Genomic DNA, 21,829 nt, shown 5'->3' with positions numbered 1-21,829 from the left:
CGCTCGTGATCCGCATGCAGTCGACGTGGATGCGCGCCACCAGGCAGGTCACGGGCCCGAACCTAGTGCGGTCCCCCGGCGGGCACAACGGCCGCGCGCGGCGATCACTAGTCTGATGCGCCGTGCTCGTCCTGCTGCCGCCCTCGGAGACCAAGCGTGACGGCGGCGACGGCCCGCCGCTCGACCTCGCCGCGCTCTCCCACGACGCCGACCTCGGCCCCGTCCGCACGGACCTCTGCGACGAGCTCGTCGCACTGGCCGGCGACCGGCCGGCCGCGCGCGCCGCGCTCGGGGTGTCGCAGCGCCAGGACGCCGAGATCGACCGCAACGCCGCGCTGCGCACGAACCCGACGCTGCCCGCGCTGGACCGCTACACCGGGGTCCTCTACGACGCCCTCGACGCCGGCTGCTTCACCCGCGCCACCCGGGACCGGGCGCGATCCCGGCTCGCGGTGTGCTCGGCGCTGTTCGGACTCCTCGGGGCCGACGACCCGATCCCGCCCTACCGGCTCTCGGCGGGCTCGAAGCTGCCCGGCTCGGGCACCCTGGCCGCGCGCTGGCGCCCGGCGCTCGACCCGCTGCTGACCCGCATCGCCGACGGCGAGCTCGTCGTCGACCTCCGTTCCGGCGGCTACTCCGCGCTCGGGACGGTCCCCGGCGCGGTGACGGTGAACGTGCTGGCCCGGCGACCGGACGGGAGCCGGTCGGTCGTCAGCCACCACAACAAGTCGCACAAGGGCGGCCTGGCCCGGCTGCTGGCGACCTCCCGGGCCGAGCCCGCCGACGCCGGCGCGGTGGCCCGGATCGCGCGGCGGGCGGGACACGTCGTCGAGCGCGACGGCGACCACCTGGATCTCGTCATCCCGGCCTGAACCCCGGACACCGAGTCGGACATACGGCATGATCCGGGCATGGTCGAGCAGCTGAACCTGTGGGTCGCCGCCCTGCACCCGGTGTGGCAGTTCCTGGCGGTGTTCGTGATCGGCGTGGTGCCGTTCCTGGAGTCCTACACGGGCACGCTGGTCGGGACGGTCACCGGCATGCCGGTGCTCCTCGCCGCCGCCGGGGCGATCGCGGGCAACGTGCTGGCCCTGGTCGTCGCGGTGCGGCTGGGCGACCGGGCCCGGCGGGGACTCGGCCGCCGCGCGTCGCGGCCGCCGTCGGAACGGCGGCAGAAGGTGATCGCCCGGGTGGACCGCTACGGCGTCCCGGTCGCGTCGCTACTGGCCCCGACCCTGATGGCGATCTCGGTGACCGCGTTCGGGATGGTCGCTGCCGGACTGGACCGGCGGCAGGTCGTGGTCTGGCAGGTCGTGGCCGTCGTGGTGTGGGCGGCGCTGTTCGCCGCGGTCGGGCTCGGCGCACTCAGCGCCTTCGGCTGAGCGCGGGGCCCGCGCGGGGCGGAAAACCGGTGGCGGGCCGGGACGGCGTCCGGCAGGGTCGCCACCGGCCGGAGGGACCGGTGGCGCGGCAGGGCCGCGCGGTGCGAGCGGGGGGGGTGCGTACCGATGGCCGTCCGTCGTGTCCGGGTGCGCAGCGCGTACCCGCCCGCACCGTCCCCGTCGCGCGGCACGGCCGGTCCCTGAGGTCCGGCTCCGCGCGGCACCCCCTGCCGCCTCCGGAGCCGCACGTGTACTCCTCCGACCGTCCCGATCCCGTCCGCCGTCGCCGCCGTTTCGACGACGACGAGCCCCGCCCCCGTCCCGGCCGCGCCGACACCGCCGCGCTCGCCCTGGACGGCCGGGCCGGGCACGACCCCGACACCGCCGAGGTCCCCGGCGGTGGTGACCGCTGGTCCACCTGGCCCGGGCTGCCCGCGGGTGCCCGTGGCCCGCACCCCCGCCCCGGCTGGCTGGTGACCGACGCCGGCGCCGTCGACCACGAGCGCGGGGTACTCAAGACCGGCAAGGAGGCCGACGTGCACCTCGTCGAACGCGGTCTCCCCCGCCACGACGGGGTGCTGCTCGCCGCCAAGCGCTACCGCGACCCCGCGCACCGCATGTTCCACCGCGACGCCGGCTACCTGGAGGGGCGCCGCGTCCGGCGCTCCCGGGAGACACGGGCGATGGCGCAGCGCACCGCGCTGGGCCGCGACCTCATCGCCGGGCAGTGGGCGGCGGCCGAGTTCGCCGCGCTCGCCCGGCTCCACTCCGCGGGCGCCCCGGTCCCCTACCCGGTGTCGGTCGACGGGACCGAGGTCCTGCTGGAGTTCCTCGGCACGCCCGACGGGCGCGCCGCACCCCGGCTCGCCGCGCTGCGCCCGGACGCGGGCGAGCTGACCGGGCTGTGGCACGACCTCGTCGACGCCCTCGGCGTGCTCGCCGACCTCGGCTGGGCACACGGCGACCTGTCGGCCTACAACGTGCTCGTCCACCACGGCCGGGCGGTGCTGATCGACCTGCCACAGGTCGTCGACGTCGTCGGGAACCCGCAGGGGCCGGAGTTCCTGGACCGTGACGTCCGACGCATCGGCGAGTGGTTCGTCGCCCGCGGGCTCGACCCCGCCGCACCCGGGCGGCTCCTCGCCGAGCTGCGGGAACGCACCCTGCTCGGCTGACCCGGCCCGCCGTTCCCCCGGGGCGCGACGCGTGACGCCGCGTCGCGCCCCGGCGGCCCGGCACCGGGTGGCACGGGTACGGCGCGTAGTGTGGATCGACGAGCGCCCGGCCGCCAGAGCCGCCGGGCCGAGCCCTTCCATCACGGAGCGCGCACCGCGACGACGCGCCGCCGCGCCCGGGCCCGTCGGCCGAGCACACCTCCAACGAGGTCTCCGCAGGACGTGCCACGTTCTCGAGGAGACCTGTCTTGACCAGGCCGCAGTTCCGCCCGCCGTCGTCCGACGCCGGCACCACGTCCGACCGTCCCGCCCGCCGGCGGGCCACCCGCCCGTCCGGCCCGTCCGGCGACGCCGGCGCCCACCGCGGGTCGGCCCGGCGCGACGACCGCCGCACCGAGACCCGCGGCGACGACCGCCGCGACCGTCCCGCCCGCGACGACGACCGCCGCGACGCCCCGCGTCCGGCCCGGGGCGCCCGCACCGGCGGCCCCGCCCGCGGCGAGCGCTCCGGCGCCCCCCGTGCGACCCGCCCCGCCCGGGGCGAGCGCTCCGGCGACGGCGGTGGCAACCGCGCCGAGCGTCGCGAGCACCTCCAGGACGGGAGCCGGGTCGACCGCGGCCCCGCCCGGTCCGCGCAGCGCGGCGGTGACCGTCCGGCCGCCCGCCGCGGCCGCCGCGGTGGTGGCGCCGCCGCAGCGTCGCGTCCGGCCCCGGCCCGCGCCGCCGCCGTCGCCGCCCCGAAGGCGGAGCCGGAGCCGCAGTGGGTCGAGCCCGAGGACGGCATGCCGTCGTTCGCCGAGCTGGGCCTGCCCGAGCGCCTGACCAAGGCACTGGCCGAGCAGGGCTTCACCGCCCCGTTCCCGGTGCAGGCGGCCACGCTGCCCGACACCCTCGCCGGGCGCGACCTGCTCGGACGCGGCCAGACCGGGTCCGGCAAGACCCTCGCCTTCGGGCTCGCGCTGCTGGCCCGCCTGGCCGGGGAGCGCTCCCGCCCGACCGCCCCGCGCGGCCTGGTGCTGGTCCCGACCCGCGAGCTCGCCACCCAGGTCGTCGAGGTCCTCGCGCCGCTGGCGAAAGCGGTCGACCTGCGGGTGACCGACATCGTCGGCGGGATGTCGATGAACAAGCAGGTCGCCGAGCTCCGGCGCGGGGTCGACCTGCTGGTCGCCACCCCGGGCCGGCTGTCCGACCACCTGCAGCAGCGCACCTGCGACCTGTCCGAGGTCACGGTCACCGCGCTGGACGAGGCCGACCGCATGGCCGACATGGGCTTCCTGCCCCAGGTCCGCGCGATCCTCGACCGCACCCCCGCCGACGGGCAGCGCCTGCTGTTCTCCGCGACCCTCGACGGCGACGTCGACACCCTGGTCCGGCGCCACCTGACCGACCCGGTGACCCGCTCGGTCGCCCCGCCGACCGGCAGCGTCGCGACGATGGAGCACCACGTGCTCGTCGTCGACCGCGACGACCGGTCCCGCGTCGTCGCCGAGATCGCCGCCCGGGAGGGCCGCACGATCCTGTTCGTGCGCACCAAGCACGGCGCCGACCGGATGGTGCGGGTGCTGCGCCGCGAGGGCGTCGCCGCCGGGCCGCTGCACGGTGGCCGCTCGCAGAGCCAGCGCAACCGCGCGCTCGACGACTTCCGCTCCGGCGCGGTGCCGGTGCTCGTCGCGACCGACGTCGCGGCCCGCGGCATCCACATCGACGACGTCGGGCTCGTCGTGCACGTCGACCCGCCCGCCGACCCCAAGGCCTACCTGCACCGTGCCGGGCGCACCGCCCGGGCCGGTGAGGACGGCGTCGTGGTGACGCTGGCGATGCCCGAGCAGCGCGCCGAGGTGGACCTGCTCACCCGCCAGGCCGGGGTCTCCGCCGAGGTCTCGACGGTCCGCCCGGGTCACCCCGACCTGGTCCGCGTGACCGGAGCGCGGGAGCCGTCCGGCGAGCCGATCATCGTCGCCAAGCCGCCGAAGCCGGCACCCCGCCGCCGCCCGGCCGCGGGCGGGGCCGCGCGCACCGACCGGCCGCGTCGCCGGCGCTGACCTCCACCCGGGTCGCGGCCGCATCGCCGGTCGCGCCCCGTGCGGTCAGCCCCGGCGCGCCTGCCGGCGCAGCTGCAGGATCCGGCCCGTCCCGGGCACGGCGACCAGCAGGATCCCGGCGATCGCGGCGAACAGCAGCGCCACCCCGGTGGGCAGCGTCCCGGTCAGCCACAGGAAGTTGATCGCGACCGGCTCGGTGTTCTGCAGGATGAACACCAGCAGGAAGATCAGCACGACCGCCGAGAGGATCAGCGCGGCCCACAGCCCGCCGGTGCGGGTGTGCGGGATCGCGCGCTTCTCGGTGGTGGCCTCGGAGTCCGGGCCGCCGCCCTCCACCGGCACCGCCACGGTCGGCTGATCGGCCGTGGGGTCGGGTGTGCGCAGCGCCGGATGGGTCGCCGGGTCCGCCGTCGGGTCCTCCGGTCCGACCCGCCCCCAGGCCGGGGAGTCGCCGCCCCGTCGGTCGTCGCTCATCCGTTCCGCCTCCCTCTCCCAGCGTGTCCGCTCGTGCGCCCTCCGGTCCCGGGCACGCGCGGGAGTATCGCGCACTCGGCGTCCCGGCGACGGCGACGCGCGGGGCACGCCCGTCGTCCGGTCGTGCCCCACCGGCCGAGGACCTGCCGTCGGGCCGGCAGCGACGCCGAACCCCGCGAGCAGCGCACGTGGACCACGCCGAAGCCGTCCGGATCTTCTTCGCCGCCGCACCGGACGGGGTCGGGCCGGCCGGCGCGGTGACCGGCGGCGCGCCGGCCCGCCGGCGGCGCGACGCGCTCGAACCGGTCGCGGTGCACGCAGGCGGGCCGCGGGCCGAGCCCCGCTCAGGAGCGGCGGCGCTCCATCGGGACGTGCGGGATGCCGTCCTCGACGAACCGCTCCCCCGCCGGCACGAATCCGTGCCGGGCGTAGAACGGCTCCTGGATTTCCTGGGCGTCGAGCACGCAGGGGCGGTCCCCGACCTCGGCGAGCACCGAGTCCATCAGCCGGTGCCCCAGCCCGCGTCCGCGCGCGTCGGCACGGGTGCAGACCCGGCCGATCCGCAGCACCCCGCCGGGATCGGCCAGCAGCCGCAGGGTCGCGACGACCGTGCCGCCGTCGGCCAGCCAGTGGTGCCGGGTGCGCGGTTCGAGGTCGCGCCCGTCGAGCTCCTGGTAGGGGCACTCCTGCTCGACGACGAAGATCGCGGTGCGCAGCGCGAGCAGCGCGTACAGGGTGGCCGGGTCGAGGTCGGCGGCCCAGGCGCGGTGCAGGGTCGGGGTCGCCGCCGCGGCCGGTGTGGGAACGGTCATCCGCAGAGGGGTACCAGAGCGTCGCGGGCCCGCGGAAGCGGTTAGCCTCGCGACGTGGCCCACCATGATCTGGTCGTCATCGGCACCGGTTCCGGAAACACCTTCATCGACGAACGCTTCGCCGATCTCGACGTCGCGATCGTCGAGCACGGGGTGTTCGGCGGGACCTGTCTGAACGTCGGCTGCATCCCGACCAAGATGTACGTCTACGCCGCGGACGTCGCCGAGACCATCCGGCACGCGCACACCTACGGCGTCGACGGCACCGTCGACAAGATCCGCTGGACCGACATCCGGGACCGGGTGTTCGGCCGGATCGACCCGATCTCCGACGGTGGGCGCTCCTACCGGGTCGACCGCAGCCCCAACGTCACCGTGTACTTCGGGCACGCCCGCTTCACCGGCGAGCGCGAGCTGGGCGTCGAGCGCACCGACGGCTCCGGCACCGACACCGTCACCGGCGACCGGATCGTCATCGCCGCCGGGTCGCGGCCGAGCATCCCGCCGCTGGTCCGCGACGCCGGTGTGCCGTTCGAGACCTCCGACACCGTGATGCGGATCGACGACGTCCCGCGCCGGCTCGCGATCCTCGGCGGCGGCTACATCGCGTCCGAGTTCGCGCACGTGTTCTCCGCGCTCGGCGCCGAGGTCACCGTGATCGCCCGCGGACCGAAGCTGCTGCGCCACCTCGACGACACGCTGTCCGACCGGTTCACCGAGGTCGCCATCGCCCGCTGGGACTGCCGGCTGGGCCGTCAGGTCACCGCGCTGTCCGGCGACGGCAGCGGCGGCCCCGGCGAGGTGGAGATCACCCTCGACGACGGCTCCACCGTCGTCGCCGACACGCTGCTCGTCGCCACCGGCCGGATGCCCAACGGCGACCGGATGGACCTGGACCGGGGCGGCGTGACCGTGCACGCCGACGGCCGGGTCGCCGTCGACGAGTACCAGCGCAGCGTCTCCGCCGCGGGCGTGTGGGCGCTGGGCGACGTGAGCTCCCCGCACCAGCTCAAGCACGTGGCCAACCACGAGGCCAAGATCGTCGGGCACAACCTGGCGCACCCGGACGACCTGCGCGCCACCAACCACGACGTCGTCCCGGCCGCGGTGTTCACCGAGCCGCAGATCGCCTCGGTCGGGATGACCGAGACCGAGGCCCGCGACGCCGGGTTCGACATCGCGGTCAAGGTGCAGAACGTCGGCGACGTCGCCTACGGCTGGGCGATGGAGGACCGCACCGGCATCTGCAAGCTGGTCGCGGAGAAGGGCACCGGACGGCTGCTGGGCGCGCACCTGCTCGGGCCGCAGGCGTCGACGCTGGTCCAGCAGCTGATCCAGGCGATGGTGTTCGGCCAGACCGTCTCCGAGATCGCGACCGGGCAGTACTGGATCCACCCGGCGCTGCCCGAGGTCATCGAGAACGCCCTGCTCGGCCTGGAGATCTGAGGCTGCTCAGCCGGCGGCGCGCTCGGCCGGGTCGAGCGGGTCGCCGGGCGCCTCCGGGCGCGGCCGCGCCTCCGGGTCGTACGGCGTCGCCGGGCGGGTCTCCTCGCGCAGCTCCTCGAGCAGCCCGGTCACCGCGTCCATGATCTTCGCGGTGGCCGCGTCGAGGGTGGTCTTCGTGAGCGGCTTCCCGGCGAACTCCGAGAGGTCCACCGGCGGGCCGAGCGCGACCGTGACCCGCTTGCGCGGGAACGGCGTCGGCTTCCCGTCGGCGGGCAGGAAGTCCTGGGTGCCCCAGTTCGCCATCGGGATCACCGGGGCGCCGGAGCGCAGCGCGATCCGGGCGACGCCGTTCTTCGGCTTCATCGGCCAGTGCCCGGGGTCGCGGGTGTAGGTGCCCTCCGGGTAGATCGCGACGATCTCCCCGCGCTCCAGGGCGTCGATCGAGCCGGTGAACGACTCCGCCGCCCGCTTCGACGAGCGGTACACCGGAATGTGCCCGCCGTGCCCGAGCACCCACTTCACCACCGGCACCGACCACAGCTCGCCCTTGGCCAGGAACCGCGGGATCCGGCCGTGCGCGGTGCCGAAGGCGATGTCGAAGATCGGGTCGGAGAACGAGACGTGGTTGCCGACCAGCAGGGCGCCGCCGGTGCGCGGCAGGTGCTCCGCGCCGCGCCAGCCCAGCCGGGTCCCGAAGACGACGAACGGCCAGATCACCGCGATCGCGAGCCCGAACCAGAAGCCCGACCCGCGACGCCGGCGTCGCACCGTCGCCACGACCTTCTGCCACACCGTCAGCTCCGGTGGCACGCCCATCGTCGTCCTCTCCCCGCCCGTCCGTCCGCAGCGCCCGGTCCCGGGCGCACGACCATCTTCGCCCCTCACGACGACCGGGTGCGCCCGTGGTCCTACCCACCCCGGCCGTGACCACCGGGGGTGATGCACACCTCACCCGTTCGACCGATCCCCACGCGCCGAGATGTCTCGACGAGCAAGGTACTGCGGACCCGATCTAGGGTCGACGGATACGCACCGGTCGCGGACCGTGTCCGGGCCGACCCGATGTGAGGACGGTCCCACCGACCGGCCACCACCGGGCCGTCGGACGAACACGCGCCGAGACCGTCCCGGTGCCCCGTGCACCCCGTCCCCTGCGAGGCGCCCCGTGCCCGATCCGAGTCCGTGGCTGGAGAACGCCGGCGACCGACACCCCGAACCGGCCGGTGTCGTGCTCGTCGCCCACGGCGGGAAGTCGCACTCCACGGCGCCCGCCCGGCGCGGGCTGGCACTGCTGCGCATGCTGCCGTTCGCGCACTCCCTGGAGCGCGGCGGGCGCGCCCACCGGACCGAGGCGGGCTCGGGCGTCGCGGTGCACCTGCTGCGCTACCGGCTGAAGGGCTGGAACGGCCCGGCCATGGACGCCTACCGCGACGCCGAGTGGGCCGTCCACGAGCTCGCGCGCCGCTACCCGGGACGCCCGGTCGTGCTCGTCGGCCACTCGATGGGAGCCCGTGCGGTGCTGCGGGCGGCGGGCGCACCCGGCGTCGTCGCGGTGTGCGGGCTCGCCCCCTGGCTGGAGGGCTCCGACACGGTCGACCAGCTCGCCGGGCGGTCGGTGCTGATCGCCCACGGCGACCGGGAGCGGATGACCGACCCCGCGGCGTCCTACGCGTACGCCCTGCGCGCCCGGTCCGTGACCGACCGGGTCGCCCGCTTCGACGTGCTCGGCGACGGCCACGCCATGCTCCGCCGCGCCGGTGACTGGACCTCCCTGGTGCGACGTTTCGCACTCGGCGAGCTCGGGGCCGAACCCCGTGACCCGGTCATCGCGAACGCCATGGCGGAACCCGCCCCGGCCGGGCTGCGGGTCGCCCTCGAAGGAGTTGACAGGTGAGTGCACCGCAGGCGCGTCCGACCGTCGCCGTGGTCGGCAGCGGGGTGTCCGGTCTGACGGCCGCCTACCTGCTGTCCCGCAGCCACGACGTGACGCTGTACGAGGCCGACGCCCGCCCCGGCGGGCACGCCCACACCCACGAGCTGGCGTCCTCGGACGGCGGGACCACCCACGTCGACTCCGGGTTCATCGTCCACAACGACCGCACCTACCCGAACCTGCTGCGCCTGTTCGGCGAGCTGGGGGTGTCCACCCAGGACTCCGACATGTCGATGTCGGTGCGCTGCGACGGCTGCGGGCTGGAGTACGCCGGTGCCCGCAAGCTGGGTGGTCTGTTCCCGCAGGCCTCCAACGCGGCCCGGCCGGCCTACCTGCGGATGCTCGGCGAGGTCGTGCGGTTCCACCGGCACGCACGCCGGGTCCTGGCCGGGGAGTCCGCAGGCGATGTGACGCTCGGGGCGTTCCTCGCGATCGGCGGCTACTCCCGCTACTTCGTGCAGCACTTCATGATCCCGGTGGTGTCCTGCGTGTGGTCGGCGGGCGCGGCGCTCTCGCTGGACTACCCGGCGCGCTACCTGTTCACCTTCCTCGACCACCACGGCATGCTCGGGATCGGCGGCTCTCCGCAGTGGCGGACCGTCACCGGCGGGTCCCGCTCCTATGTGGACCGTGTCGTCAAGCAGCTCCCGGCGGTGCGCACCGCGACGCCGGTCCGCTCGGTCCTGCGCTCGACCGCGGGCGTCGAGGTCCGCGACGACGCCGACGCCGTCGCCGCGTTCGACCACGTCGTGCTCGCGACCCACCCCGACCAGGCGCTGGCGGTCCTCGGCGACGGCGCCACCGCCGACGAGCGGGCCGTGCTGGGGGCGTTCACCTACTCCCGCAACGAGACCTGGCTGCACCACGACACCTCGCTGCTGCCGCGCCGGCCCGGCGCCCGCGCGTCCTGGAACTACCTCAAGCCCGCGTGCGCGGACACGGCCGAGGCGCCCGTGCTGGTCAGCTACGACATGAACCGGCTGATGCGCCTCACCGACCCCGACGACTGGGTGGTCACGCTGAACGGCGCCGGGCGGATCGACCCGGACGCCGTCGTCGCGCGGATGACCTACGAGCACCCGGTGTACACGCCGGATTCGGTGGCCGCCCAGCGCCGCCTGCCGGAGCTGAACACCCCGGTCACCGCCTACGCCGGTGCCTACCACGGCTGGGGCTTCCACGAGGACGGCTGCGCCTCGGGCGTGCGCGCCGCCCGCGCGCTCGGGGTGAGCTGGTGAGCACCCCTGCGCTCTACGACGCCGAGGTCCGTCACGCCCGCCGGCGCGACCTGGAGACGGCGTTCTCGCACCCGATCTACTACTGGCTCGTCGACCTGGACGCGCTGCCGCGGCTGCCGTTCTGGCTGCGCCCGTTCGCGCGCTTCGACGCCCGCGACCACCTCGGGGACCCGGAGCGCGGGATCCGGGAGAACGTCGACACCTACCTGGCCGCGCACGGCATCGACCTGGCCGGGGGCCGGGTCCTGATGCTCGCCCACGCCCGGGTGCTCGGCTACGTGTTCAACCCGATCTCGGTGTTCTGGTGCCACCGCGCCGACGGCACCCTCGCCTGCGTGGTCGCGGAGGTGCACAACACCTACGGCGAGCGGCACTGCTACCTGCTGCACCCCGACCCGTCGGGGCGGGCGGGCGTGGACAAGGAGTTCTACGTCTCGCCGTTCCTCACGGTCGACGGCCACTACACGATGCGCCTGCCCGAGCCCGACGACCGGCTCGGCATCGCGATCACGCTGCACCAGGACGGTGCGCCCGCGTTCGTCGCCACTCTGGCGGGGATCCGCAGGCCCGCGACCACCCGGCAGGTGGCGCGCACGGTGCTGCGCCGCCCGCTGGTCACCCAGCGGACCGCGGCGCTGATCCGGCGGCACGGCATCGCGCTGTGGACGAAGCTGCCGGTCGTGCCGAAACCGGCCCGGCCACCACAGAACCGCGCGGGCCTCCCCGACGAACACTCCACACAGGATCAGCACCAGGAAGGGGTCACGCGATGACCATGCAGCACGACGGGATCGCCGTGCCCACCTCCGGTGGCGCGCGCGGCACCCGGCCCCGCACGCACGCCGTGCCCCGCCCCAACGAGGGTGTGTGGCCCGGTCTGGCGACACCGCCCGTGGCTCCGGCCAAGGCCCGGATCGCGGAGTCGCTGTTCCGCAACGCGGTCCGGTCGCTGCCGGTGCGTGTGGTGTTCCCCGGCGGGGAGCGGCTCGGTGCGGGCGGCCCGACCTCGCCGGTCATGCGCATCGAGCGCCCGTCGGCGTTCTTCCACCGGCTCGGCGCGAACTCCAAGATCGGTTTCGGCGAGTCGTACATGGTCGGCGACTGGACGACCACCGACCTGCCCGGGCTGCTCACCCCGTTCGCCGCCCGGCTGTCGACGCTGGTGCCGCCCGCCCTGCAGCGGCTGGGCCGCCGGTTCGCCGAGGCCCGCCGGCCCACCGCCGAGGTCAACTCGGTCGAGGGGTCGCGGGAGAACATCCACCGCCACTACGACCTGTCCAACGAGCTGTTCTCGCTGTTCCTCGACGACACCATGTCCTACTCCGCCGGCTGGTTCGCCGACGGTTCCGACGACCTCGTCCTCGCCCAGGAACGCAAGATCGACGGCATCCTGGACATGGCGGGCGTCGAGGCCGGGATGCACGTGCTGGAGATCGGCACCGGCTGGGGCGGGCTCGCGACGCGGGCCGCGCAGCGCGGCGCCCGGGTCACCACGCTGACGATCTCGCAGGAGCAGAAGACCCTCGCCGAGGCGCGGCTCGCCGAGGCGGGCGTGGCCGACCGGGTGCAGGTGCTGCTGCGCGACTACCGCGAGGCCCAGGGCTCCTACGACGCCGTCGTGTCGGTCGAGATGATCGAGGCCGTCGGCGTCGAGTACTGGCCGACGTACTTCGCCGCACTGGACCGGCTGCTCAAGCCGGGCGGGCGGGTCGGCCTGCAGTCGATCACGATGCCGCACGACCGGATGATGGTCGCCCGCAACGACTACACCTGGATCCACAAGTACGTCTTCCCCGGCGGGATCATCCCGTCGGTCGAGGCCATCGAGGACAACCTCGCCCGGCACACCGGCGGGCTGCACGTCGCCGAGCGCCGGAGCCTGGGCTACGACTACGCCCGCACCCTGGGCCACTGGCGCACCCGCTTCCTCGCTCGGTGGGACGAGGTCGAGGCGCTCGGCTTCGACGAGACGTTCCGGCGGATGTGGGAGTTCTACCTCGGCTACTGCGAGGCCGGGTTCCGCGTCGGCTACCTCGACGTCGTCCAGTTCTCGCTGCAGCGCCGCCCGTCCTTCTGAGAGGTGCCCCCATGACCACCACCCCCGCGGAGCGCCTCACCTCGCTCCTGGAGGACGTCCTCGGCGCCCCGCTCCCGGTGCGGCTCCGCGCCTGGGACGGCAGCGAGGCCGGTCGGACCGGCACCCCCGCCGACCCGAACCCACCGACGGTGATCGTGAACCGCCGCCGGGCCCTGCGCCGGCTGCTGTGGGCGCCGGGTGAGCTCGGCCTGGCCCGCGCGTTCGTCTCCGGTGACCTGTCCGTCGACGGTGACGTCGCCGACGGGCTGTCCCGGTTCTGGGCGCTCGCGAAGCCGGGGACCGGTTCGGCGACGCTCGACCTGCGTCAGAAGCTGGGTGCGCTGGGCACCGCGGCCCGGCTCGGTGCCGTCGGCACCCCGCCGCGGCCGCCGGCGTCGGAGGCCCGGCTGGGCGGGCGGCGGCACAGCCGTCGCCGCGACCGCGACGCGATCAGCCACCACTACGACCTGTCGAACGAGTTCTACGCCTTCCTGCTCGACCCGCAGATGGCGTACTCGTGCGGCTACTGGACCCGCGACGAGGGCCCCGACTACACCCTGGTCGACGCCCAGCGCGACAAGCTGGACCTGATCTGCCGAAAGCTCGGCCTGGCGCCGGGGATGCGGCTGCTCGACGTCGGCTGCGGGTGGGCCTCGCTGCTCGTGCACGCGGCCGAGCACTACGGCGTGCACGCCACCGGCGTCACGCTCTCGGCCCAGCAGCGCGACTACGGCGTCGAGCGGGTCCGCCGGGCGGGGCTGTCCGAGCGGGTGGAGATCCGGTTGCAGGACTACCGCGAGATCTCCGAGCAGCCCTTCGACGCCGTGTCCTCCATCGAGATGGGCGAGCACGTCGGGCAGGAGAACTACGGCGTCTACGCCGCACAGCTGCACCGCATGCTGCGCCCGCACGGACGCCTGCTGCTGCAGCAGATGTCGCGCGGGTCGGTCGGGGCGAACACCGCACCGGGCGGCGGCGCGTTCATGGAGGCCTACGTCGCGCCGGACATGTACATGCGCCCGCTCGGTGAGACGCTCGGGTTCCTGGAGCAGGCCGGGCACGAGGTCGTGGACGTCCACTCGCTGCGCGAGCACTACGTGTGGACGGTCCGGCCCTGGCTGGAGACGCTGCAGGCGCACCGCGACACCGCGGTCCGGATGATCGGCGAGGAGCAGTGGCGGATCTGGCTGCTGTACCTGGCCGGTGCGGCGCTGGCGTTCGAGGAGAACCGGATGGGTGTGCACCAGATCCTGACCGTGCGCCCCGGCGCCGACGGCGCCTCCGGGCTCCCGCGCAGCCGCACCGGGATCCTGGGGCTCGACCCGGCCGTCGGGTCCGCCCCGGCGGGCGCGCCGTCGCCGGCCGCGACAGCATGACCGGAGTGAACCCGTTCCCCTGGGCGGCGTGGGCCGTCAACCTCGGCGTCACCGCCGTCGCCGTCGCCGTGCTCATGGCCCTCGCGTACGCGATCGGGGTGCGGCGCGGCCGGCACGACGGCGTCGACGTCGTCTGGGGGCTCGGGTTCGTGTGGGTCGCGTTCGTCACCGCGGCGACCGCGACGGCCCTCGACCCGACCGGCGACGGCTGGCGGCGCGCCCTGGTGGTCGTGCTCGTCGCGGTGTGGGGCGGGCGGCTGGCCCGCCACATCGCGCGGCGCAACCACGGGAAGCCCGAGGACCGGCGTTACGTCGACCTGCGCGAGCGCGGCTCGATCGGCCGGCGCGTTTACCTCACCCAGGGCGCGGTGATGTGGGTCGTCTCGCTCCCCGTGCAGGTCGCCCAGTACGGCACCGCGACCACCGGATGGCTGGTCGCCGTCACCGTGGTCGGCGTGCTCGTCTGGGCGGTCGGGTTCACCTTCGAGTCCGTCGGCGACGCCCAGCTGGCCCGGTTCACCGCCGACCCCGCGAACCGCGGCGAGGTGATGGACCGCGGCCTGTGGCGGTTCACCCGCCACCCCAACTACTTCGGCGACGCCTGCGTCTGGTGGGGCCTGGGCATCCTCGCCCTGCACCACCCGGCCGGGCTGATCGGCCTCGTCGGGGTCGCCGTGATCACGGCGAACCTGATGAAGGGCACCGGCGCGGCGCTGCTGGAACGCGACATCGCCGACCGGCGCCCCGGCTACGCCGACTACGTCCGCCGCACCAGCGGGTTCCTCCCGCTGCCCCCACGTTCCTGACCCACCCCGCACCCGCGACCCGAGGAGACACCATGGCCGTCGGCGACACCGCCACCGACTTCGAGCTGCCCGACGAGGCCGGCGCACCGCGTCGGCTGTCCGACCTGCTGGCCGCCGGGCCCGTCGTCCTGTTCTTCTACCCGGCCGCGATGACCGGTGGCTGCACCGCCGAGGCCTGCCACTTCCGGGACCTCGCGGCCGAGTTCGCCGAGGTCGGGGCGCAGCCGGTCGGGATCTCCTCGGACCGGCCGGACAAGCAGAACATGTTCGCCGCCGCGAACGGCCTCGGGTTCCCGCTGCTGTCCGACGCCGACCACACCGTCGCGAAGTCCTTCGGTGCCTACCGCGCCTGGCTCCCGGGGAACTTCCACACCCGCCGCAGGACGTTCGTGATCGGCCCGGACCGCGCGGTCCTCGCCGAGATCGGGTCCGAGACCGACATGAACAAGCACGCCGACGAGGCGCTGGCCCTCCTGCGCGAGCGCGCCGCCGCCTGACCTCCCACGCCGGGCGGACCCGCCTCAGGGCAGGGTCAGGATCTCCGCGCCGTCGTCGGTCACCACGATGGTGTGCTCGAACTGCGCGACCCACGACTTGTCCTGGGTGACGACCGTCCAGTCGTCGTCCCAGGTGTCGTAGTCGATGCCGCCGAGGGTGATCATCGGCTCGATGGTGAAGGTCATCCCCGGCTCGAGGACGGTGTGCACGTCGGGCTGGTCGTAGTGCAGCACGACCAGCCCGGAGTGGAACTCGTGGGCGATGCCGTGGCCGGTGAAGTCGCGGACCACGCCGTAGCCGAAGCGCTTGGCGTAGGACTCGATGACCCGGCCGACGACGTTCAGCTCACGCCCGGGGCGGACGGCCTTGATGGCGCGCATCGTGGCCTCGCGGGTGCGCTCGACGAGCAGCCGCGCCTCCTCCGACACGTCACCGGCGAGGAAGGTCGCGTTGGTGTCGCCGTGCACCCCGCCGACGAACGCGGTGACGTCGACGTTGAGCACGTCGCCGTCGTCGATCACGGTCGTGTCCGGGATGCCGTGGCAGATGACCTCGTTGAGGCTGGTGCAGCAGGACTTGGGGAAGCCTCGGTAGCCCAGCGTCGAGGGGTACGCGTCGTGGTCGACGAGGAACTCGTGGACCACGCGGTCGATCTCGTCGGTGGTGATGCCGGGGCGGACGGTCTCCCCCGCGAGCTGCAGCGCCTGGGCCGCGATCTTCCCGGCGTGGCGCATCAGCTCGATCGTCTCGGGCGTCTGGATGTCGCCGCGGCGGCTGCGTGCCGGGGCCGGCTTGCCGACGTACTCCGGACGCGGGATGTGCGACGGCACCTCGCGGCTTGGGGTCGGCGTACCGGGGACGAGCAGCGTGCGGGTCGACATGACCCCCATCGTACGTCCGGGGCCCTCAGCGGGTCGGGGTGCGCGGGGCCCGCATCCGCGCGACGGCGGCGGAGATCCCCCGCCAGCCCAGCAGCAGCACCGCCAGCGAGATCGTCGCGACGACGGCGAACGACAGCGGCAGCCGCCCCAGGAACCCCAGCCGCAGCACGAGCCCGACGACCACGGCCCCGGCGAGCACGACTGCCCCGGCGCGCAGCGACGCCGGCGCCGACCGCACCCACGGCGTCGCCCAGGCCGCCGCGGCCCCCAGCGCGAACGGCAGCGCGGTGCCGAGCAGGCCGAGCACGCTGTCGGCCTCGGCGTGGCTCAGCCTCCCGAGGGCGGCGAACACCACGACGGCGACGAGGTCGGCCACGAACGCCAGGGCGGGGATCCGGCTGGGGTGCACGACGACCAGGGTAGGGCGCCCGGCGCCACGCCGTCCCGCCGCCGCCCGGCCGGTCGCTCAGCGCGGGACGCCCGCCAGGAAGCGCGCCGTCATCTGCACCGCGGGCCCGGACGACCCGCCGTCGACGATGAGGGTGGCGAAGGCCAGGTCACCGCGGTAGCCGGTGAACCAGCCGTGCGAGCGGTTGCCGCCGTCGGGGCCCGCGTACTCGGCGGTGCCGGTCTTGCCGTACACCTCGCCCTGCCCGGCGGCGGCCCGCGCCGTCCCGGAGGTGACGACGGCCCGCATCATCGGGCGCAGCTGGTCGAGCACCGCACGGTCCGGGGTGCCCGGCGCGACGGCGGCCTCGGTCGTCGCCCCGCGGATCAGCGACGGCGTGACGGGCGCGCCGTGCTGGACCGTCGCCGACACGAGCGCCATGCCGAACGGGGAGGCGAGGACGTCGCCCTGGCCGAAGCCGTCGCTGGCCCGCTGCAGGTCGTCGGTGGCGGGCGAGACGGTGCCGGTGATCGTCGTCATCCCGGGGATCTTCCAGTCCGCGCCGAAGCCGAGCGCCTTCCCGGCGTCCGGGAGGCCGCCGGGGGGCAGGCCGAGGGCGAGCCGGGAGAACGTGGTGTTGCAGGACTGCGCGAACGCCTCGGTCAGCGGCACGGTGCCGAGCACGAAGGAGTCCTCGTTGGGGATGGTGCGCCCGTCGATGACGGTGGTGCCGGGGCACTCGACCGGGGACTGCGGGGTGAGGTTCTCCGCCGGCATCGCCCCGTACGCGGTGACGATCTTGAAGGTGGAGCCGGGCGGGTAGCGGCCGGTCAGGGCCAGCGCGCCGTCGCGGTCGGCGGCCGCGTTCTGCGCCACCGCGAGCACCGCCCCGGTGGACGGCCGGATCGCGACGATCATGGCCTGCCTGGAGTCGGCGTCGACGGCGGCCTGCGCCGCGTCCTGCACGGTGCGGTCCAGCTCCAGGGTGACCGGCTTCCCCGGCCCGGCGGGCTGCCCGGCCACCGAGCGGACGGTCTCGCCGCGGGCGCCGACGACGTCGACCGACCAGCCGGGCGTCCCGCCGGCGGCCTTCTCGATGTCGGCGCGGGCGCCCTGCATCAGCTGCCCCGCGAAGCCCTGGTCGGGCGGCAGCAGGCGCGTCGAGGACACGAACCGGACGCCGGGCAGGTCGTAGATCCGGTCGCGGACCCGCTGGTAGTCGGGCTCCCGCAGCACGACGACGGTGTAGGCCTGCCCGTCCGGCACGGCGTTCGCGCCCGCGGTGATGCTCGACGCCGTGATCGCGGGGTCGATCGTGCCCAGTGCGGAGCCGAGCCCACCCGCGGCCTGCCCGACCTGCGCCTTGTCCAGGGTGACGGTGACGACCGGGGTGGGCGCGAGCAGCGTGGCCCCGCCGGCGTCGAGGACGGGCGCCGGGGCGGCGGTCACGGTGCGGGTCACCGGGCGCTGGCCGTCGGTGAGCCCCGGCGCGAACGCGGCGGGCGACCAGTCGACCGCCCAGCCGGTGTCGTTGCCCGCGGCGTCGTCGGCGGCGACGAGCGGCAGGTCCAGGGTGTAGTTCCAGGCCCGGCCCTGCCCCAGGTCCCAGGCGACCTCCACCGTCGACGTCGCGCGGTCGCCGTCGGTGCGGGTGCCGGTCACCCGGGCGGTCATGCCGGCCGGGGCGAGGTCGTCGCGGGACTTCTGCAGGTAGGCGCCCGCCGTCTCCGCGTCCGTGGTGTAGACGGCCGCGCCCGGCGCGTCCCCCGCGGCCCAGGCCGTGACGTACCGCTCGGCGGTCGTCCCGGCACCTCCCCAGGGGCGCAGCAGCGCCACCACGACACCCACCGCGACGAGCACGACGATCGCGGCGGCCAGGACCAGGGGGCGCTTCCGCAGGGTGGCGATCACGATCAGCGAGTATGCCGCGCCCGGTGTGAGGCCCGGGTGTCCGGGCGCCCCGTCAGTCCTCCGCCGCGGCCAGCGTCTCCCGCACGGTGCGCAGCATCGCGGTCAGCTCCGCGGTCCGGCCCGCGTCGAGGCCGATCGCCTCCGGTGCGGAGAACCCCTGCACCAGCGGCCGGGCCCGCTCCAGCGCGGCACGGCCGTCGTCGGTGAGCTCCAGACCGGCCCGCCGGCCACGGCCGCCCGGCCCGTCGCGGCGGACGAGGCCGCGGGCGACGAGGTCGGTGACCAGCTCCCCCACGCTCTGCGGGCGCAGCAGCACGATCCGGGCGAGCTCGGCCTGCGACGGCGGCGGCCCGCCCGTCCGTTCGCGGTCGGCGAGCTCGGCGAGCACGCCGAAGCCGGTCGCGGTCAGGCCGGCCCGGGCGAACACCCGGTGGAATCCCCGGGCGACGACGTGGGCCGTCCGGATGAGCTCCCAGAGCGGCACGTCCTCGTCGGGCACGGACCGACGCTATCAGGCGCCTGGTAGCTGCCCGTCGCTCACAGCACCCCGGCGAACGCCAGCGCGACGACCTGGGCCATGGCGTTGTGCACCAGGTGCGTGACCACCCCCGGCCACACCGAGCCGCTGCGTCGCCGCAGCTCACCCGCGACCAGCCCGACGACCAGCGCCGTCAGGAACACCACGTTCAGCCCGTGCGCCAGCGCGAACACCACGGCGCTGCCCAGCACACCGACGACGGCGCCGTAGCGCAGCAGCGCCGAGGTGACCACCCCGCGGAACAGCAGCTCCTCCCCCAGCGGTGTCAGCACCGCGAGGAACAGCAGCGACAGCGCCACCGACCAGGCCCCGCCGCTGCCCGCGTCGGCGTAGGCGCCCTGGATGTTCTCCGGCTCGATCCCGAGCGCGACCATCCCGACCACCAGCAGCCGGCTGACGATGAACGCCAGGACCGCCCCGGCGGCGCCGAGCAGCAGCCAGCGCACGGTCGTCGCCCGCACGCCGAACTCCGGCAGCGGGCGACGCCGGACCGCGACGGCCGCGGCGAACCCGGCGATGCCCGCGATCCCCGACAGCGCCGCGAGGAACAGGCCCCCGGCGAGCGGACCGGGGTCGAGGGTCCGCAGCACCAGCGGTCCGCCCCCGTAGGCGACGGCGGCCAGCACGACCAGGCCGACGACGACCTCCACCCACCCCGGGCGCGGACCGGTCCCGGTGACGACCGGCGACGCGGAGCTGGAACGGGACACGACGACCTCCCTGCTCGTGGTGGCGCGGCGGATGTCCGCAGCTACGGCCGAGTCGACACCGTGCCGTTGCGGCACGGTCAAGCACCGCGACCCGATCGTGCTCAGAACAGGACGGTGGCGAACCGCGCGACCTGCACGAACCCGACCCGCTGGTACGCGGACCGGGCCGGTGCGTTGAAGGCGTTGACGTACAGGCTGGCGCGGCGGCCCATCCCGGCGAGCGCGACCGCGACCGCCGACGTCCCGGCCGTGCCGAGCCCGTGCCCGCGCCAGGCCGGGTCCACCCAGACCCCCTGGATCTGGCCGACGGTGCGCGATAGGGCGCCGATCTCGGCCTTGAACACGACCTCACCGTCGTGGAACCGGGCGAACGCCCGCCCGGACGTGATCAGCTCGGCGACCCGGGCCCGGTAGCCCGCCCCGCCGTCGCCCTCGCGGGGGTCGACGCCGACCTCCTCGGTGAACATCGCGACGGCGGCCGGCAGGTAGCGGTCGAGTTCGGAGATCCGGACCGGACGCACCCGGGCGTCGGGCGCGATCATCGGCGGCCGTTCGAGGGTCATCAGCGGCTGGTCGGGCCGGATCTCCCGGGCCGGGCCCCAGCCCGGTGCGAGGTCCTCCCACAGCGGCAGGACGAGCTCGGCCCGCCCCACCAGCGACGAGCACACCCGTCCGGCCCGGCGGGCCCGGTCGGCGAAGGCACGCAGCGCCGCCCGGTCACCGCGCAGCGGCACCAGGTTCGCCCCGGAGAAGCACAGACCGTCCGCCGGGGCCCCGTGGGACCACAGCTCACCGCCGAGCCGCCACGGGTCGAGGCCGACCGCCTCGATACGGGAGGCGACCATGCACGCGGCGACCGGGTCGGCGTCGAGCACGTCGTGCACCCCGGAGCGGTGACGATCGTCGAGAAGCCGTGCTCCGGCCACCCTCAGCACGGGTTCATGATGCCACGCCGACGCCCGTCCGGTACCGGCACTCGCTCAGCCGACGGTCACCTGCGGTTCACCCGTCGCACCGTCCACGCTCTCGCCCATCTCCTCGGCGAGCCGCATGGCCTCCTCGATCAGCGTCTCCACGATCTTGTGCTCGGGGACGGTCTTGATGACCTCGCCCTTGACGAAGATCTGGCCCTTGCCGTTGCCGGAGGCGACGCCGAGGTCGGCCTCGCGGGCCTCGCCGGGTCCGTTGACGACGCAGCCCATGACGGCCACGCGCAGCGGGACCTCCATGCCGGTCAGACCTGCGGTGACCTCGTCGGCGAGGGTGTAGACGTCGACCTGGGCGCGACCGCAGGACGGGCAGGACACGATCTCCAGCTTGCGCGGGCGCAGGTTCAGCGACTCCAGGATCTGCTGGCCGACCTTGATCTCCTCGACCGGCGGCGCGGACAGCGAGACCCGGATGGTGTCGCCGATGCCCTGGCGCAGCAGCGCCCCGAACGCCACGGCCGATTTGATCGTGCCCTGGAACGCGGGCCCGGCCTCGGTGACGCCCAGGTGCAGCGGGTAGTCGCACTGCTCGGCGAGCAGCTCGTAGGCCCGCACCATGACGACCGGGTCGTTGTGCTTGACCGAGATCTTGATGTCGTGGAAGTCGTGCTCGGCGAACAGGCCCGCCTCCCACATGGCCGACTCGGCGAGCGCCTCGGGCGTCGCCTTGCCGTACTTCTCCATCAGGCGCTTGTCGAGCGAGCCCGCGTTGACCCCGATCCGGATCGGCGTGCCGTGGTCCTTCGCGGCCTGCGCGATCTCCTTGACCTGGTCGTCGAACTTGCGGATGTTGCCCGGGTTCACCCGCACCGCGGCACAGCCGGCCTCGATCGCGGCGAACACGTACTTGGGCTGGAAGTGGATGTCGGCGATCACCGGGATCTGCGACTTCTGCGCGATCGCGGGCAGGGCCTCGGCGTCGTCGGCGGACGGGCAGGCGACGCGCACGATGTCGCAGCCGGCCGCGGTCAGCTCGGCGATCTGCTGGAGGGTCGCGTTGACGTCGGAGGTCAGGGTGGTCGTCATGGACTGGACGGAGATCGGGTGGTCGGATCCGACACCGACCGGGCCGACCTGCAGCTGCCGCGTCCTGCGGCGCGGGGCCAGGGTCGGCGCGGGCGCGGACGGCATACCCAGGGAGACGCTCACGACC

At 74.9% G+C, this 21,829-nt stretch carries 22 protein-coding genes; 12 read left to right on the top strand and 10 right to left on the bottom strand.

Annotation, left to right across the window (positions count from 1 at the left end; genetic code table 11):
- Positions 1–122: 122 nt before the first annotated feature.
- From yaaA to ATL51_RS23970, 4 genes are all read left to right on the top strand, one after another.
- Complete coding sequence (gene yaaA / locus ATL51_RS23990; protein WP_100880010.1) at positions 123–872, top strand: peroxide stress protein YaaA; 750 nt, start codon at positions 123–125, stop codon at positions 870–872.
- 39 nt (positions 873–911) lie between these two features.
- On the top strand, positions 912–1,382 hold the full coding sequence (locus tag ATL51_RS23985; protein WP_100880009.1) for a hypothetical protein: 471 nt from the start codon (positions 912–914) through the stop codon (positions 1,380–1,382).
- A gap of 248 nt (positions 1,383–1,630) precedes the next feature.
- Positions 1,631–2,557 carry an RIO1 family regulatory kinase/ATPase domain-containing protein gene (locus tag ATL51_RS23980; protein ID WP_100880008.1) on the top strand — a complete coding sequence of 309 codons (927 nt, stop codon included), beginning with the start codon at positions 1,631–1,633 and terminating at the stop codon, positions 2,555–2,557.
- A gap of 248 nt (positions 2,558–2,805) precedes the next feature.
- Positions 2,806–4,599, top strand: coding sequence for a DEAD/DEAH box helicase (locus ATL51_RS23970; protein WP_392567384.1), 1,794 nt, complete (start codon positions 2,806–2,808; stop codon positions 4,597–4,599).
- 45 nt (positions 4,600–4,644) lie between these two features.
- Here ATL51_RS23970 and ATL51_RS29585 read toward each other — a convergent pair whose 3' ends face one another.
- Positions 4,645–5,073 (bottom strand): LapA family protein, encoded by a 429-nt coding sequence (locus ATL51_RS29585; RefSeq protein ID WP_073578144.1) that lies wholly within the window; start codon positions 5,071–5,073, stop codon positions 4,645–4,647.
- A 344-nt stretch (positions 5,074–5,417) separates the two neighbouring features.
- Positions 5,418–5,885 (bottom strand): GNAT family N-acetyltransferase, encoded by a 468-nt coding sequence (locus tag ATL51_RS23960; RefSeq protein ID WP_100880007.1) that lies wholly within the window; start codon positions 5,883–5,885, stop codon positions 5,418–5,420.
- 54 nt (positions 5,886–5,939) lie between these two features.
- On the opposite strand from ATL51_RS23960, the gene ATL51_RS23955 reads away from it, so the two are divergent.
- A complete protein-coding gene (locus ATL51_RS23955; RefSeq protein WP_100880006.1) occupies positions 5,940–7,331 on the top strand; it encodes a mycothione reductase in 1,392 nt (463 codons plus the stop codon).
- A 6-nt stretch (positions 7,332–7,337) separates the two neighbouring features.
- Here the strand turns inward: ATL51_RS23955 and ATL51_RS23950 are convergent, their stop codons facing one another.
- Positions 7,338–8,147 carry a lysophospholipid acyltransferase family protein gene (locus tag ATL51_RS23950; protein ID WP_167410044.1) on the bottom strand — a complete coding sequence of 270 codons (810 nt, stop codon included), beginning with the start codon at positions 8,145–8,147 and terminating at the stop codon, positions 7,338–7,340.
- Between the two features lie 349 nt (positions 8,148–8,496).
- On the opposite strand from ATL51_RS23950, the gene ATL51_RS23945 reads away from it, so the two are divergent.
- The 7 genes from ATL51_RS23945 to ATL51_RS23915 are packed head-to-tail and all read left to right on the top strand — an operon-like array spanning position 8,497 to position 15,258.
- Positions 8,497–9,225, top strand: coding sequence for an alpha/beta hydrolase (locus ATL51_RS23945; protein WP_301549169.1), 729 nt, complete (start codon positions 8,497–8,499; stop codon positions 9,223–9,225).
- Positions 9,222–10,502 (top strand): NAD(P)/FAD-dependent oxidoreductase, encoded by a 1,281-nt coding sequence (locus ATL51_RS23940; protein WP_100880005.1) that lies wholly within the window; start codon positions 9,222–9,224, stop codon positions 10,500–10,502. Before ATL51_RS23945 ends, ATL51_RS23940 begins: the two co-directional genes overlap by 4 nt.
- Positions 10,499–11,275: a DUF1365 domain-containing protein gene (locus tag ATL51_RS23935; RefSeq protein WP_100880004.1), complete on the top strand. Its 777-nt coding sequence runs from the start codon at positions 10,499–10,501 to the stop codon at positions 11,273–11,275. The genes ATL51_RS23940 and ATL51_RS23935 overlap by 4 nt, the downstream gene beginning before the upstream one ends.
- Positions 11,272–12,579 carry an SAM-dependent methyltransferase gene (locus ATL51_RS23930; RefSeq protein ID WP_083659087.1) on the top strand — a complete coding sequence of 436 codons (1,308 nt, stop codon included), beginning with the start codon at positions 11,272–11,274 and terminating at the stop codon, positions 12,577–12,579. Before ATL51_RS23935 ends, ATL51_RS23930 begins: the two co-directional genes overlap by 4 nt.
- An 11-nt stretch (positions 12,580–12,590) precedes the next feature.
- The gene (locus tag ATL51_RS23925; protein ID WP_100880003.1) at positions 12,591–13,955 is read left to right on the top strand and encodes an SAM-dependent methyltransferase; all 1,365 of its coding nucleotides are present in this window, start codon (positions 12,591–12,593) and stop codon (positions 13,953–13,955) included.
- Positions 13,952–14,761, top strand: coding sequence for a DUF1295 domain-containing protein (locus tag ATL51_RS23920; RefSeq protein WP_100880002.1), 810 nt, complete (start codon positions 13,952–13,954; stop codon positions 14,759–14,761). The genes ATL51_RS23925 and ATL51_RS23920 overlap by 4 nt, the downstream gene beginning before the upstream one ends.
- Before the next feature lie 32 nt (positions 14,762–14,793).
- Positions 14,794–15,258: a peroxiredoxin gene (locus ATL51_RS23915; protein WP_073578152.1), complete on the top strand. Its 465-nt coding sequence runs from the start codon at positions 14,794–14,796 to the stop codon at positions 15,256–15,258.
- Between the two features lie 24 nt (positions 15,259–15,282).
- On the opposite strand, the gene map is transcribed toward ATL51_RS23915, so the two are convergent.
- The 7 genes from map to ispG form a co-directional block, all read right to left on the bottom strand.
- Positions 15,283–16,140: a type I methionyl aminopeptidase gene (map, locus tag ATL51_RS23910; RefSeq protein ID WP_100880001.1), complete on the bottom strand. Its 858-nt coding sequence runs from the start codon at positions 16,138–16,140 to the stop codon at positions 15,283–15,285.
- A gap of 25 nt (positions 16,141–16,165) precedes the next feature.
- Positions 16,166–16,549, bottom strand: a complete 384-nt coding sequence (locus ATL51_RS23905) for a DUF3054 domain-containing protein (RefSeq protein WP_301549168.1) — start codon at positions 16,547–16,549, stop codon at positions 16,166–16,168.
- A gap of 57 nt (positions 16,550–16,606) precedes the next feature.
- On the bottom strand, positions 16,607–18,439 hold the full coding sequence (locus ATL51_RS23900; RefSeq protein WP_100879999.1) for a penicillin-binding transpeptidase domain-containing protein: 1,833 nt from the start codon (positions 18,437–18,439) through the stop codon (positions 16,607–16,609).
- A 52-nt stretch (positions 18,440–18,491) separates the two neighbouring features.
- Positions 18,492–18,938 (bottom strand): MarR family winged helix-turn-helix transcriptional regulator, encoded by a 447-nt coding sequence (locus ATL51_RS23895; RefSeq protein WP_073578154.1) that lies wholly within the window; start codon positions 18,936–18,938, stop codon positions 18,492–18,494.
- A 38-nt stretch (positions 18,939–18,976) separates the two neighbouring features.
- Positions 18,977–19,687 (bottom strand): CPBP family intramembrane glutamic endopeptidase, encoded by a 711-nt coding sequence (locus tag ATL51_RS23890; RefSeq protein WP_100880909.1) that lies wholly within the window; start codon positions 19,685–19,687, stop codon positions 18,977–18,979.
- Between the two features lie 101 nt (positions 19,688–19,788).
- Positions 19,789–20,622 carry a GNAT family N-acetyltransferase gene (locus tag ATL51_RS23885; RefSeq protein ID WP_100879998.1) on the bottom strand — a complete coding sequence of 278 codons (834 nt, stop codon included), beginning with the start codon at positions 20,620–20,622 and terminating at the stop codon, positions 19,789–19,791.
- A 45-nt stretch (positions 20,623–20,667) separates the two neighbouring features.
- A complete protein-coding gene (gene ispG / locus ATL51_RS23880; protein WP_208623059.1) occupies positions 20,668–21,825 on the bottom strand; it encodes a flavodoxin-dependent (E)-4-hydroxy-3-methylbut-2-enyl-diphosphate synthase in 1,158 nt (385 codons plus the stop codon).
- Between the last annotated feature and the right edge of the window lie 4 nt (positions 21,826–21,829).

Source organism: Pseudonocardia alni (assembly GCF_002813375.1).
In the GTDB taxonomy this organism is placed as follows: domain Bacteria; phylum Actinomycetota; class Actinomycetes; order Mycobacteriales; family Pseudonocardiaceae; genus Pseudonocardia; species Pseudonocardia alni.
Note: the sequence above shows the minus strand (reverse complement) of the source record. Positions and strands in the feature narration are given on the sequence as shown.

Excerpts from the sequence above, each read along its gene's own strand:
- ATL51_RS23960 (WP_100880007.1), bottom strand. The coding sequence starts at position 5,885 with ATGACCGTTCCCACACCGGCCGCGGCGGCGACCCCGACCCTGCACCGC.
- map (WP_100880001.1), bottom strand. The coding sequence starts at position 16,140 with ATGTCGACCCGCACGCTGCTCGTCCCCGGTACGCCGACCCCAAGCCGC.
- ATL51_RS23915 (WP_073578152.1), top strand. The coding sequence starts at position 14,794 with ATGGCCGTCGGCGACACCGCCACCGACTTCGAGCTGCCCGACGAGGCC.
- ATL51_RS29585 (WP_073578144.1), bottom strand. The coding sequence starts at position 5,073 with ATGAGCGACGACCGACGGGGCGGCGACTCCCCGGCCTGGGGGCGGGTC.
- ATL51_RS23985 (WP_100880009.1), top strand. The coding sequence starts at position 912 with ATGGTCGAGCAGCTGAACCTGTGGGTCGCCGCCCTGCACCCGGTGTGG.
- ATL51_RS23950 (WP_167410044.1), bottom strand. The coding sequence starts at position 8,147 with ATGGGCGTGCCACCGGAGCTGACGGTGTGGCAGAAGGTCGTGGCGACG.
- ATL51_RS23925 (WP_100880003.1), top strand. The coding sequence starts at position 12,591 with ATGACCACCACCCCCGCGGAGCGCCTCACCTCGCTCCTGGAGGACGTC.
- ATL51_RS23920 (WP_100880002.1), top strand. The coding sequence starts at position 13,952 with ATGACCGGAGTGAACCCGTTCCCCTGGGCGGCGTGGGCCGTCAACCTC.
- ATL51_RS23930 (WP_083659087.1), top strand. The coding sequence starts at position 11,272 with ATGACCATGCAGCACGACGGGATCGCCGTGCCCACCTCCGGTGGCGCG.